Genomic DNA, 13264 nt, shown 5'->3' on the forward strand with positions numbered 1-13264 from the left:
ATTGCGGGTCCCGCAGTGCTTGACTACTGACATGCGCGTGAAGGCCGACACTGTGCAGAAATTCCTCCTCGGGGCGGCGCTCATCGCCGCGCTTGCGTGGAACCTTGCGCAAGCGGCGGAAGTCCGCAGCGTCCAGCTCAGCCGCGGTGCCACCGGCACGCGTGCGGAAATCGCGCTGGATGCAGTACCGGGCGACTACCGCCTGATCCATCTCGCGAACCCCGACCGTCTTGTCGTCGACCTTCCGGCTTCGTCGGTGCGCCACGGTGCGTCGCTTCCTGCACCGGCCGGTGTGGTCCGCAGCGTGCGCTACGGCGAGCCCGAGCCCGGCGTCGCCCGCGTCGTGTTCGACCTTGCGCAGCCGATCGCCGCACTTCGCCCGCAGATCGAGCCGTCGGCCAATGGCAGCCGCCTGGTTATCGAATGGCCGGGCGACGACGAGACCGCGACCGCGACCGTTGCAGTCGCGACGTCGGCACCGCTGACTGCCAGCCCGTCATCCTCGACCGGCGCTTTGGTCGCGATGGATGCGCCGTCGCAGATGCCCGCCTCCACGCCGGTGTCGACGCCGACCGTCACCGCGGCCTCGCAAAATTCGTTGGATCGCCTCGTTGCTGGCGTTTCGACCGCCCCGACGACTTCGGTGCCGGGTCCGGCTTCCACGCGGATCGATCCGCCGGCACAGCAGGCCGTCTCGATCGCGCCCGTCTCCACCTACACCTTCACCCCGCCGCAGATCAGCGTCGCGCCGCCGCCGGCCCGGCCGCTGCGCGACGCGTCCGGTCGACCGCTGCGTCCGCTGGTCATCGCGATCGACGCCGGCCACGGTGGCCAGGATCCCGGTGCGCATGGCCCGACCGGTCGTCGCGAGAAGGACGTGACGCTCGCGATCGCGCGCGAACTCGCACGCCAGGTCAGCGCGACGCCGGGCTACAAGGCGTACCTGACGCGCGACTCCGACTTCTTCATCCCGCTCAACGAGCGCGCACGCCTTGCCAAGCGCGCGGGCGCGGACATGTTCGTGTCGATCCACGCCGACGCCGCGGAAAACGCAGCGGCACGTGGCTCCTCGGTGTTCGTGTTGTCGCTCAAGGGCGCATCGTCGCAGCGCGCGCGCTGGCTGGCGGACAAGGAAAACTCGGCCGACCTGATCGGCGGCGTGCCGGTCGAGCCGGGCAATACGCTGGCCTCGGTGCTGCTCGACCTCACGCAGAGCGGCAACCTCAAGGCGTCGGAAGACGTGGCGGGGCAGGTGCTTTCGGGCCTTGCGCGCCTCGGGCCGAACCACAAGTCGACCGTGGAACGCGCGAACTTCGCCGTACTGCGCACGTCCGACATCCCCGCGATGCTGGTCGAGACTGCCTTCATCTCGAATCCTGACGAAGAGCAGCGCCTGACCGATCCGGTGCAGCAGGCCGCGATCGCACGTGCAGTGTTCAGTGGCGTCAACGGCTACTTCGTGCGCACGCCGCCGCCGGGCACCATGCTCGCGGCGCAGGTCGCATCGCCGGCTCTTTACGGCGGCCCCGCGGGCGGCGGACGCTGAGACATTCGACCGCGCGCCCGGCGTGGCGCGCGTCTATCATCGACGGCCGTAACCGCGCGCGAGCGCGATGAATGCCGCCGTGCCGATCCGACAACTCCCCGACGTCCTCATTAACCAGATCGCTGCCGGCGAAGTCGTCGAGCGCCCGGCGTCCGTGGTCAAAGAGCTGGTCGAGAACGCGCTCGATGCGGGCGCCGGTCGAGTCGACATCGACCTGGAGGACGGCGGCATCCGCCTGATCCGCATCCGCGACGACGGACTCGGCATCGATCCCGACGAACTCGCGCTCGCTGTGCAGCGCCATGCGACGAGCAAGATCGCGTCGCTCGACGATCTCGAAGGCGTTGCGACGCTCGGCTTCCGCGGCGAAGCGCTGCCGTCGATCGCATCGGTGAGCCGCCTGGCGCTGGTGTCGCGCACGCGCGATGCCGAGCATGCAACGGCGATCGAAGTGGACGGCGGCACGGTCGGCGCACCGACGCCGCGCGCGCATCCGCAGGGCACCACCGTCGAAGTGCGCGACCTGTTCTACAACGTGCCGGCGCGACGCAAGTTCCTGCGTGCCGAGCGCACCGAGCTGTCGCACATCGAGGACTGGCTGCGGCAACTCGCACTCGCGCGTCCCGATGTCGAGCTGCGCGTCTCGCACAACGGCAAGGCGTCGCGACGCTGGAAGGGCGAGCGCGACCTGCTGTCGGGAGAACGCCTGCACGAAGCGTTGGGTCCGGATTTCGTGCGCCACTCGCTGCGCGTCGAGCAGGGCGATTTGGGCGATGAAGGTCGTGGCCTGCGGCTGCAGGGCTGGATCGCCGAACCGAGCTACAACCGCGCGAGCACCGACCAGCAATTCCTGTTCGTCAATGGACGCGCGGTGCGCGATCGCGGCGTTGCGCACGCGGTTCGCCAGGCATATGCCGACGTGCTGTTCCATGGCCGCCATCCCGCTTACGTGCTGTTCCTTTCGCTGGATCCGCGGCGCGTCGACGTGAATGTGCATCCCGCGAAGCACGAAGTGCGTTTTCGCGACAGCCGCCTGATCCACGACTTTGTTTATCGGACGCTCGCGGGCGTGCTCGCGGAAACGCGCGCGGGTTCGAGCGTCGCGACGTTCGGCGCACCGGCGACGGTCGTGTCTGCGCCGGGTGCGTGGTCGCCACCGATGCGACAGTCGCCGCTTGGATTGCAGGTCGCGGAAACCCGAGCAGGGTACGAAGCGCTGTATGCATCGCCGGAGCGCGCTGCGACGCCGTCGATGCAATCGCTCGTCGACCCGGCCGCAAACGACGAGCCGACGCTGCCACCGCTCGGTTACGCGTTGGCGCAGCTGCAGGGCATCTACATTCTTGCCGAGTGCGCTGACGGCCTGATCGTCGTCGACATGCATGCCGCGCACGAGCGCATCGGCTACGAGAAGCTCAAGAACGCGCACGACGGCGAAGGCCTGCGCACGCAGCCGCTGCTGGTGCCGCAGACGGTGCCGGTGTCGGAGCGCGAAGCGGATGTCGCGGAGCGCGAAGTCGCGACCCTCGCGCAGCTCGGATTCGAAGTCTCGCGAACCGGGCTGCAGTCCGTGTTGTTGCGCGCTGTACCCGCGCTGCTCGCGAACGGCGACACGGAAAGCCTGCTGCGCGACGTGCTCGCCGATTTGCGCGAGCATGGCGAAACGCGACGCATCGCCGCCGCGCGCGACGAACTGCTTTCGACGATGGCATGCCACCACGCCGTACGTGCCAACCGTCGACTCACCATCCACGAAATGAATGCGCTGCTGCGCGAGATGGAAGCGACGGAACGCTCCGGTCAATGCAACCACGGGCGTCCGACCTGGGCGCGTTTTTCGCTGGCGGAGATCGATAAATGGTTCCTGCGCGGACGTTGACCCGCATCCTCGTCGCGACGGCTTGTATCGCGCTCGCCGCGTGCAATCGCGAGGCGCCGCCGGCGAAGCCCAAGGCGTTGCCCGCTGCGTACCTGCAGGCGGAACAGGCGTGGCGCGCGCAGCGACTCACCGAGCTGACGAAGCCCGATGGCTGGACGTCGCTGATCGGCCTGCATTGGCTCGATCCCGGTTCGCATTACGTCGGCAGTGCGTCGGACAACGGCATCCGCCTCGCGGCCGGCCCTGCGCAGTTCGGCATGTTCGATGTACGCAATGGCCATGTGCGCTTCGTGCCCAATGCCAAGGCGGGGCTCACCATCGATGGTCAGCCTGCGCGCGCGGGCAATCTGCGCCCGGATGATGATCCTGCCGGCGCGAACGTGATCGGCTTCGACGACGGCAAAGGCATCGCGACCGTCATCCATCGCGGCGATCGCTTCGCCTTGCGCGTAAAGCATGCCGACGCGCCGACACGTGTGCAGTTCCACGGCCTGCAGTACTGGCCGGGCGGCCCGGACTGGATCATCGACGCGACCTACGTGCCGAATCCGCCGGGCCAGAAGCTCGACATCGTGAACATCGTCGGCATGGTCGAGCCGACGCCGAATCCCGGCCACGTCGAGTTCAAGCGCAACGGCAATCGCTACCAACTCGAAGCGCTCGCGAACGACGACGGCGGTCTGTTCCTCGTGTTCGCCGACCGCACCAGCGGCCACGGCAGTTATGGCGCCGGGCGTTTCGTTGACACCGCGCCCCCGGCGAACGGACATGTCGCCATCGACTTCAACCAGGCCTACAACCCGCCATGCGCGTTCACTCCGTTCGCCACGTGTCCGCTTCCGCCGCCGATGAATCGCCTCGACCTGGCGGTCAAGGCGGGCGAAAAAGCGTACGGCGGCCACTGATGCGCGTCATGCATCGTTACGCACTCGCGCTGATCGGCCTGCTGCTCGCGCTTCCGGTCGCGGGTTCGACGCCGGTGTCACCCGCGCCGTCGGCGCCGCCGGTTCCGCTGCTGTGGAAGGTGTCCGACGCCGACAACAACATCTACCTGCTCGGTTCCTTTCACCTGCTCGCGAAGTCGGACTATCCGCTGTCGCCCGACGTCGATCGTGCATTCGATGACGCGGAGTCGCTGGTATTCGAAGTCGCGCCGGAAGATCTGGACGATCCGTCGGTGACCGGGCTGATGCTCGGGCTCGCGAAGTCCGACCCGGCGTCGTCGCTCGCGAATACGCTGCCGGCCGATCTGAAGACGCCGCTCGACGCTCGCTTCAGCGCGATGGGTCTGCAGCCGGAACAGATGGGTGGCTTCGAGCCGTGGTTCGTCGACACGATGCTGGTGACCTTGCTCGGCCAGCGCAGCGGCTATGCGCCGGACGACGGGCTCGATCGCAACCTGATGACGCGCGCGCGTGCTGCTAACAAGCCCACGAGCGGCCTCGAGACCGTGCGCCAGCAATTGACGACGCTCGATGGCACGCCTCTCAGCGAACAGATCGCATCTTTGCGCGAGTTCGTCGATGAGGGTGACAACGCGGGTGCTCGGCTTGATGAACTGCACAACGCATGGCGGGCGGGCGACATCCCGACACTCGAGCGTTTGACGCGCGAGGAAATGGCCGACCTGACGCCGGTGACGTACCAGCGGCTCAACGTCGATCGGAATCGTGCGTGGATTCCGCGATTCCAGGCGCTACTTGCCGAAGGCAAGGGCCATGACACTTTGGTCGTCGTCGGTGCGCTGCATCTGCTGGGCGACGACGGCGTGGTCGCGTTGTTGCGCGCGAAAGGTTATCGCGTCGAGCGCATCTGCACGGCGTGCGGCCCGGCGAAAGCCACGACGCACTGAATGCCAGTGCGGCTCAGGCCGCGGGCATCAGCACGATGCAATCCACGGGGCACGCGGGCACGCACAGCTCGCAACCAGTGCAGAGCGGCTCGATGACGGTGTGCATGTGCTTGGCGCCGCCGATGATCGCGTCGACCGGACAGGCCTGGATGCATTTCGTGCATCCGATGCAGTCGTCTTCAACGACGAGCGCGACCTGCGGCGGTTTGTGAGTGCCGCGCGTGCGGTCGTAAGCCTTCGGCGCGACGCCGAGAACGCGCGCCAGCACTCTCGCGCCCTCGTCGCCGCCGGGCGGGCAGTGATCGATATCCGCTTCGCCGCGCGCCATCGCGTCGGCATACGGGCGGCACCCCGCGAATCCGCATTGTCCGCATTGCGTCTGCGGGAGCAGGCGGTCGAGCCGCTCGACAAGCGCGTCGAACGGCGTAGCGGTGGTCGAAGGCGTGGACATCAACGTCGGGCGCGGTCGCGCCGAAGCGTCAGCGGACCGGCATGCCCGGCGCGGCGCCGTTGTCGGCGTCGAGCAGGAACAGCCCGCCGCCGTCGAAGCCGGCCGACAGGATCATTCCCTCGCTCACGCCGAAGCGCATCTTGCGTGGCGCGAGGTTGGCGATGAACACCACGCTGCGGCCGACCAGCGTTTCCGGCTCGCCATACGACGCGCGGATGCCCGAGAAGATCTGGCGCTGGCCGAGGTCGCCGGCGTCGAGCAGGAAGCGCAGCAGCTTGTCGGAGCCTTCGACGAAGCCGCATTCGAGCACCTTGCCAATGCGCAGGTCGAGCTTCGCGAAGTCGTCGATGCCGATGGTCGAGGTGGATGCAGGGGCCGACGCTGCGGCGGGCGCCTCCGGCTTTGCGACAGGCGCGGCCGTTGCAGTCTTCGTCGCGTCGGTGGTCTGCATCGTGTCTTTGCTGGCGTCGGTCATGGCGTCGATCTGCTTCGGGTCGATACGGGTGAACAGGGGGGTGTAGGGCGCGATGTCACGTGCGACCAGCGGTGCGGTGACGTCGCCCCATGCGGACACCGGCGCGCGCAGGAAGGTTTCCGCCTGCGATGCAACGCGCGGGAGCACGGGTTTTAGCGCCACGGCGAGCACGCGGAACAGATTCAAGCCCTGCGTGCAGACGGCCTGCAGTTCGGCGTCCGCACCGTCCTGCTTGGCGAGCACCCACGGCTTGGTCTCGTCGATATAGCGATTCGCTTCGTCGGCGAGCGCCATGGTGAGGCGCAACGCGCTCGCAGCTTCGTTGCGCGCGTACGCGTCGGCGATCGGCTGCAGCTGCGCGACGAAGCGGTCGTAGGTCGCCACATCCGGCAATGCGTCCGCAAGACGTCCGCCGAAGCGCTTCTCGATGAAACCAGCGCAGCGGCTCGCGAGGTTCACGAACTTGCCGACGATGTCGGAGTTCACGCGCGCGATGAAGTCGGCGAGGTTGAGGTCGACGTCGTCGACGCCGCCCGACGTCTTCGCTGCGAAGTAGTAACGCAGCGCTTCCGGATCGAGCCCCGCCTCCAAGTACGTACGCGCCATCACGAACGTGCCGCGCGACTTCGACATCTTCGCGCCGTCCACCGTCAGGTAGCCGTTGACATGCAGGCGCGTCGGCGCGCGCAGGCCGGCACCGTGCAGCACCGCCGGCCAGAACAGGCCATGGAAATTGACGATGTCCTTGCCGATGAAGTGATGCATCTCGGCGGTCGAATCGGCGCGCAGATACGCGTCGAAATCGATGCCGTTCTTCGCGGCGAGCGTCTTGAAGCTAGACAGGTAGCCGATCGGCGCATCGAGCCACACGTACAGGAACTTGCCGGGATGACCCGGAATCTCGAACCCGAAATACGGTGCGTCACGCGAGATGTCCCAGGCGCGCAGTCCGCCTTCGGCGTCGAGCCATTCCTGCAGTTTCGCCTTGACGCCGCCGATCGCGACGTCGCGCGACAGCCACTCGCGCAGGAACGCGTCGAAGTGTCCGAGCTCGAAGAAGAAGTGTTCAGACTCGCGCAGCTCCGGCGTGGCGCCGCTGATTACCGAGCGCGGTTCTTTCAGCTCCGTCGGCGCGTAGGTCGCGCCGCAGTGCTCGCAGTTGTCGCCGTACTGGTCCGGCGTGCCGCAGTTCGGGCAGATGCCTTTGACGTAGCGGTCCGGCAGGAACATGCCCTTGACGGGATCGAACAGCTGCGCGACGGCGCATCGCGTGATGTGGCCTGCGCTTTCGAGCGCGCGGTAGATCGACTGCGTCAGCTCACGATTGGTGTCGGAGTTGGTGGAGTCGTAATGATCGAATGCGACGCCGAATTCGGCGAAGTCGCGCTCATGGCCGGCCTGGATGCCGGCAATGAACGCTTCCGGCGTCGTGCCGGCCTTTTCGGCGGCGAGCATGATCGGCGTGCCATGGGTGTCGTCGGCGCAGACGAAGTGCACGGTGTCGCCCGACATGCGCTTCGCGCGGGTCCAGATATCGCCTTGGACGTACCCGACCAGATGGCCCAGGTGCAGCGGACCGTTGGCGTAGGGCAGGGCACAGGTGACGAGGATCTCGCGGGACATGGCGGACGCGTGCGCAGGGGATCGGAAAGTATCGCACGCGGCGTTTTGCGGGCCGACCTGCCAAAAGAAAACGGCCCGGTTTCCCGGGCCGTTTGAATTACCAGGACGTCGAGCCGATCAGTGAACGCGGACCCAGGTCGCCGTCTTGCAGATAAACAGCTTGCAGCCGGTGACTTCGAGCTTGTTGCCGGCATCGACGAGCTTGATGCTCTTGGCCTTGAAGCTCATGCCGGCCGACGGCTTGTAGCCTTCGCCGCCGCCCCAGCCGCCATCGATCGGCGACAGGTTCCAGAGGATCGGCATGCCGACGGTCGGCTTACCCTTCTTCGCGCCGTCGCACTTGGTGCACGTGGCCGCGGCCGGGTCGACAGCCTCGACGATCTTTGCGGCGAGCTTGCCGTTCTGGGCCTGGTAGACCTCGGCGATGGTCATGACCTTGCCGGTCTCGTCGTCGAGCGTCTTCCACTTGCCGATCGGCGAGTTGTCGGCGGCGCCGGCCGCGAGCGGCAGCGCGAGCAGGAGCAGTGCGGTGAACGTGGTGCGCATGGGTCCCCCTAGGACGTGGTGGCCCGCCGCGGGTGCGGGTGGGTGGCCTTATATAACCCGAATTGCGACGGCGCGGTTTCACCTACGGTCGGTTGTTCAGCGTCCGGGGCAGGTAGCGCGGCTGAGCGTTCACATGACCGCCTAGAATTTGCGGAATGGATCCCGCACCGCTGTACGCCGAGGCGATCTCGGCGCTGAACCGTAACGACTTTCCTCGCGCGTTCGAATTGGCCGCCCAGCTCGCGCGCGTAGCGCCGCAGCACGGCGGGGTGCATTTCATCGGCGGCGTCGCGGCGTTGCACATGGAGAGGATCCCGCAGGCGCTTGCGCTGCTGGATCGCGCCTGCGAATTGAGCTCGACGCGACCCGATTACCACGCTCAGCGCGCGCGGGCACTCGCCGCGGCGCGCATGTTCCGCGAGGCGATCGAGGCGGCGGATCGCTCGATGGCGGCGTCTCCGGAGGACCCGCTCACGCTCGACACCCTCGGCGTCGTGCTGACGCAGGCCAACGACTACGTACGCGCTGGCGATCTGTTCCGGCGCGCCGTCGAGGCCGCGCCTGATGTCGCCACGTTCCGGTTCAACTACGCGACTGCACTGATGTTCGCGGGCGAGCTCAACGATGCTGAGCGCGAATACGAAGCCTGCCTCGCACTCGATCCCCGCTACGGGCGTGCGCACCTCGCGCTCGCGCAACTGCGAAAGCAGACGCCCGAGTCGAATCATGTCGATCGCCTCCGGAGCTTGCGCCCCGGTGCGGAGCCCGGCCAATCTGCGATGTACGTCGAGCTGTCCCTCGCCAAGGAAGAGGAGGATCTGCAGCGCTATCCCGAGGCGTTCGCGCACCTCGTCGCTGGGAAACGCGAAGGTGCGCGCGGACGTAGTTACCGTTTCGAGCGCGATGAACAACTTTTCGTGGCGATCGAACGCGCGTTCGGAACGCTTCCGGCTCCTGCAGCGCCGTCCACGAGCAGCGAGCCGATCTTCGTTTTCGGCATGCCGCGTTCGGGTACGACGCTGGTCGACCGCATCCTGTCGAGCCATCCGGACGTGCAGTCGGCCGGCGAGCTGCAGAATTTCGGCGTGCTGCTCAAGCGTTTGTCCGGCACGAGGACGCGCGAGCTCATTGACCCGGATACGGTCGCGGCGGCGGGCCGTGCCGATCTGTCACCGCTCGGTGATGCCTATATCGCGAGCACGCGTCCCGTCACTGGCCATACGCCGCGTTTTGTCGACAAGCTCCCGCACAATTTCCTGTACGCAGGGTTCATCGCGGCGGCACTGCCGAATGCGCGGCTCGTGGCAATGCGCCGCCATCCGATGGATGTGTGCCTGAGCAATTTCCGGCAGCTGTTCGCACTGACCTCGCCGTATTACGACTACTCGTTCGATCCCATCGACACAGCGCGCTATTACGTGCTGTTCGATCGACTGATGGCGCACTGGCGCGATCTGCCCGGCGACCGCTTACTCGAGGTTCGTTACGAAACGCTCGTGGACGATCAGGAGCGTACGACGCGGGAGCTGCTGGCGCACTGCGGGCTCGCGTGGAACGACGCATGCCTCGCGTTCGAGAGGAACGAAGCGCCCGTCGCCACCGCGAGTGTCGTACAGGTGCGCTCGCCCATGTTTCGTACATCACTCGAGCGCTGGAGGCGCTACGGCGACGCGCTCGAACCGATGCGGCACGTGCTCGAAGACGCCGGCATCGCGCTGTAGATCGCGCGAGACAACCAAGTAAAAGGGCCCCGGGGAGAGAACCGGGGCCCTTCATTTTACAGCCTTGGGAAACGCTTACTTCTTGCCGAACTGCCAACGTGCCTCGAGGTAGACGGCGCGGCCGTAGGGGCTGTACTGCGCGCTGTTGTACGGCTCGGAAGTGCTGCCCGAGTAGGTCGGGTCCTTGGGCGGCATGGTGTTGAGCAGGTTGTTCACCATCAACGACAGCGACAGCTGCGGCATCGCCTGGTAGTCGACGCTCAGGTTGTAGAGCGTGAACGGATCCAGCTTGCCCGCGGTGGCCGCGTCGTAGTTGTCGTCGACCTGCGCACGGTAGTTCGGCGTGTGGCCCATTCGGTTGGCATAGAGCGTGGTGCCCCATGCGCCGTTGCTCCACGTGACCGAGGCATTGGCCTTCGACTTCGGGTCGCTGCTCCAACCCGGGCGACGCACCAGGTCGATCGGCGTATCGCCGGCGAACTGCGTGTACTCGTGCTTCAGGTTGTTGGTGTACGAACCGCGGAACAGCAGGTCGCCGTACGCACCGATTCCGACGTGGTAGTTGGCGCTGAGCGTCAGCGCGCTCAGCACTTCCAATGCCTCGTTGACCTTCGGCGTCGAGATGTCGGTGATCGTGCCCGCGCTGTTGCGGGTGATCTTCGACAGCGCGTCCTGGCAGACGGGCGAGTCGATGTCGTAGCCGGCGGCGCCGGTGCGGCAGTACATCTCGCGCAGCGCAAGGCCGTTCGCGTTCTGCTGGCCGACTTCGTCCTCGATCTCCCAGTGGTGAAAGTCCGCGCCGAGTGAGAACGCCGCCGTCGGAGCCCACACCACGCCGCCGCTCCACACCTTGGCGTTCATCGGACGCAGGTCGAGGCTGCCCGACGTGGTGCCGAAGTACTGCACGCTCGTGTAGCGGGCGGGGCAGTCGACGACGTCCGCCGGGCTGAATCCGCGTTGCTGGCAGGCGTAGTAGTCGGTGACGAAGTTGTAGTAGCCGCTCTCGCCCTGGAACTGGTCGGCGAGCGTCGGCGCCTTGAACGCGGTGCCGTACTTGCCGCGGAACAGCAGGCTCTGGAACGGACGGTATTCGAACCCGACCGAATACGTCGCCTTGCTGACCGGGTCCGCACCGTCCGGATTGAACTTGTCATAGCGCGACGACAGCGACAGTGTCAGCGGCGCGAACACCGGCAGGCGCAGTTCGCCGATGGCCGCATAGCGATTGCGCGCACCGCCGCCGCTGACGGCGGTCGTGCCCCAGATTTCGCCGTCGAGCAGGCGCGGATCGGGGTTGTACTGCCACGTCTCGTGACCGCCCTCGACGGCCAACGCGATGCCCGCATCGCCGCCCGGCAGCGAGAACAACGCGCTGTTGGTGACCTGCGCCCGCGCCATCGTGTTGGCGGTGCGGCTCTTCGACGTCGTGAAGTCGGTGAAGCTGCCGATCTCGGCCGCGGTCAGCGGCGAGTAGAAGCGCGCGTAGTTCGGAGTGAACACCGGATACGCGCCGTAGTACGGGTCGAACCCGTCCTGCGCGCCGAGCACGTTCTGTTCAAACCAATCGTTGATCGGATCGGCAAGGCGCGCCCACGAACGCTCGTTCAACGAGTAGCGCGTGGCGGACACGAACGCGTCGTAGTCCCAGCCCGACTGGCCGAGGGCACCGCGCGCACCAATGGTCGTCATCGACGACTCGCTGGTGTCGCGGCTCATCGTATTCTTGTAGCCGCCCGGACCGAAGTCTTCCGGTGCGAAGCCGCGCTGCAGGTTGACCAGGCCATCGGCGGCGGGATCGTAGAAGTAACCCCACTTCACGCCGGTGCCCCACCAGGTGTAGCCGGCGCCGATGTTGTAGTTCACCTTCTCGTGGCTGTAGAGCGCGTCCGCGTACAGCTGGTGATCGGCGTTGATGTCGAACGTGGCATGCACGTAGCCCTGCGCCGACTCCTTACCGTTCTGCAGCGTGCGATAGCCCGGGCTGAACAGCGAGCCGCAATACTGGCCGTAGCCCTCACGCGTGTTCAGGCCTTCGGTGCCGCCGAACAGGCCGGTCGTATTCGCGCAGTTGTTCTGGTCGGAGAAGACGTAGCCGTAGTCGTCCAGGCCGGCCGTCAGCATGTTGCGGTAGCCGTAGACCAGGAAGTCGCGGCTGGCGATTGCCGGGCTCGTGCCGTTCTGGTTGTACTGCTTGGTGATGTCGCGGTCGTACGCCCAGATCGGGTTGCGCTTTTCGTACTGCGCGCCGAGCAGGACGTTGAAACGGTCGTCCGCGGCGGAGAACGTGGTCGCGCCGCTGACGCGGTAGCTGTCGCCGCCGCCGTCGGAATAGCCGCCCACGCGCGCACTGATGACAGGCGCTGCGAGCTTCTTCTTCAGGATGATGTTGACGACGCCCGCGATGGCGTCGGAGCCGTACAGGGACGACTGGCCGCCCGGCAGGATTTCGATGCGCTCGACGAGGTCGATCGGGATGCCGCTGATGTTGTTGAACGTGTCGCTACCGTTGTAGAGCGCCGGATAGTCGGCCATGGGGCGGCCGTCGATCAGGTACTTGGTGTAGCCAACCGACAGGCCGAATAGGCTCATCGTCTCGGCGCCCTGCGTGAAGCCGGCCGACGTCTGGCCGCCCTGCACGCCGCCCGTCGAGAACGAGCTCTGCTGGAGGGCATCGGACACGCTGGTGAAGCCGCGCGCCTTGATGTCCTCGGCGGAGATCACGCTAACGGGCGTAGCCGTTTCCTTGGCCGTCTGCGGAATCAGCGAGCCAGTGACGACGACACGGTCCAGCTGATGTCCGTCCGCCTTCGTGCCATCGGCGGTGGTCGGCGTGGTGTCCGACGAAGTGGTGGAGGAGGTGGTGGTGCTCTGAGCGAGTGCGGCCGTCGGCAATAGCATCGCGGCCAGAAGTGCGGTCGCGAGGCGACTCCGCACGATGGTTGCATTGCGTGACATCAACTGGAATACCCCATGGGAGAGATCGAAAGCCTCCGTGCGATTCGTGTGTCATTGCATTGACTTTCCGACCGTAACATTCGCGTAACACGCGTCTGACAGGCCATTGGTCATGTGCGCGATGCGCGAAGCTGAAGTTGTCAGCGACACAAGGAATTCGTGTGTGACGCGCGCCTCATGCACTTCGACATGGCGATGCGAACCAGTCAGCGAACG

At 66.4% G+C, this 13264-nt stretch carries 9 protein-coding genes; 5 read left to right on the forward strand and 4 right to left on the reverse strand.

The features are described 5' to 3' along the window. Positions 1-37 precede the first annotated feature (37 nt). The 4 genes from ACVWWW_RS08025 to ACVWWW_RS08040 all read left to right on the forward strand — a co-directional run bounded on the left by ACVWWW_RS08025 (position 38) and on the right by ACVWWW_RS08040 (position 5277). On the forward strand, positions 38-1546 hold the full coding sequence (locus ACVWWW_RS08025) for an N-acetylmuramoyl-L-alanine amidase (RefSeq protein ID WP_027082946.1): 1509 nt from the start codon (positions 38-40) through the stop codon (positions 1544-1546). Between the two features lie 67 nt (positions 1547-1613). After that, positions 1614-3425, forward strand: coding sequence for a DNA mismatch repair endonuclease MutL (gene mutL / locus ACVWWW_RS08030; RefSeq protein WP_456998669.1), 1812 nt, complete (start codon positions 1614-1616; stop codon positions 3423-3425). Beyond that, positions 3404-4330, forward strand: a complete 927-nt coding sequence (locus tag ACVWWW_RS08035; RefSeq protein WP_036141928.1) for a DUF1684 domain-containing protein — start codon at positions 3404-3406, stop codon at positions 4328-4330. The genes mutL and ACVWWW_RS08035 overlap by 22 nt, the downstream gene beginning before the upstream one ends. Continuing rightward, complete coding sequence (locus tag ACVWWW_RS08040) at positions 4330-5277, forward strand: TraB/GumN family protein (RefSeq protein WP_036141931.1); 948 nt, start codon at positions 4330-4332, stop codon at positions 5275-5277. Before ACVWWW_RS08035 ends, ACVWWW_RS08040 begins: the two co-directional genes overlap by 1 nt. Positions 5278-5290: 13 nt before the next feature. Here ACVWWW_RS08040 and rnfB read toward each other — a convergent pair whose 3' ends face one another. From rnfB to ACVWWW_RS08055, 3 genes are all read right to left on the reverse strand, one after another. Further along, entirely contained in the window at positions 5291-5728 is a 438-nt protein-coding gene (rnfB, locus tag ACVWWW_RS08045) for an Rnf electron transport complex subunit RnfB (RefSeq protein ID WP_051235100.1), read from the reverse strand. Positions 5729-5756: 28 nt separating this feature from the next. Next, the gene (gene metG, locus ACVWWW_RS08050; protein ID WP_027082949.1) at positions 5757-7826 is read right to left on the reverse strand and encodes a methionine--tRNA ligase; all 2070 of its coding nucleotides are present in this window, start codon (positions 7824-7826) and stop codon (positions 5757-5759) included. A gap of 117 nt (positions 7827-7943) precedes the next feature. Next, positions 7944-8372 carry a DUF2147 domain-containing protein gene (locus ACVWWW_RS08055; protein WP_027082950.1) on the reverse strand — a complete coding sequence of 143 codons (429 nt, stop codon included), beginning with the start codon at positions 8370-8372 and terminating at the stop codon, positions 7944-7946. Between the two features lie 155 nt (positions 8373-8527). Between ACVWWW_RS08055 and ACVWWW_RS08060 the strand changes: the two genes are divergently transcribed. Continuing rightward, positions 8528-10093 (forward strand): tetratricopeptide repeat-containing sulfotransferase family protein, encoded by a 1566-nt coding sequence (locus ACVWWW_RS08060; RefSeq protein WP_036141933.1) that lies wholly within the window; start codon positions 8528-8530, stop codon positions 10091-10093. Positions 10094-10168: 75 nt separating this feature from the next. Here ACVWWW_RS08060 and ACVWWW_RS08065 read toward each other — a convergent pair whose 3' ends face one another. Beyond that, positions 10169-13048 carry a TonB-dependent receptor domain-containing protein gene (locus ACVWWW_RS08065; protein ID WP_036141936.1) on the reverse strand — a complete coding sequence of 960 codons (2880 nt, stop codon included), beginning with the start codon at positions 13046-13048 and terminating at the stop codon, positions 10169-10171. Positions 13049-13264: the final 216 nt, after the last annotated feature.

The sequence above is a fragment of the Lysobacter sp. HA18 genome (assembly GCF_054057595.1).

What these genes read in the sequence shown, in the direction of transcription:
- mutL (WP_456998669.1), top strand. Translation starts at nt 1,614, where the DNA reads ATGAATGCCGCCGTGCCGATCCGACAACTCCCCGACGTCCTCATTAAC.
- ACVWWW_RS08035 (WP_036141928.1), top strand. Translation starts at nt 3,404, where the DNA reads ATGGTTCCTGCGCGGACGTTGACCCGCATCCTCGTCGCGACGGCTTGT.
- ACVWWW_RS08040 (WP_036141931.1), top strand. Translation starts at nt 4,330, where the DNA reads ATGCGCGTCATGCATCGTTACGCACTCGCGCTGATCGGCCTGCTGCTC.
- rnfB (WP_051235100.1), bottom strand. Translation starts at nt 5,728, where the DNA reads ATGTCCACGCCTTCGACCACCGCTACGCCGTTCGACGCGCTTGTCGAG.
- metG (WP_027082949.1), bottom strand. Translation starts at nt 7,826, where the DNA reads ATGTCCCGCGAGATCCTCGTCACCTGTGCCCTGCCCTACGCCAACGGT.
- ACVWWW_RS08055 (WP_027082950.1), bottom strand. Translation starts at nt 8,372, where the DNA reads ATGCGCACCACGTTCACCGCACTGCTCCTGCTCGCGCTGCCGCTCGCG.
- ACVWWW_RS08060 (WP_036141933.1), top strand. Translation starts at nt 8,528, where the DNA reads ATGGATCCCGCACCGCTGTACGCCGAGGCGATCTCGGCGCTGAACCGT.
- ACVWWW_RS08065 (WP_036141936.1), bottom strand. Translation starts at nt 13,048, where the DNA reads ATGTCACGCAATGCAACCATCGTGCGGAGTCGCCTCGCGACCGCACTT.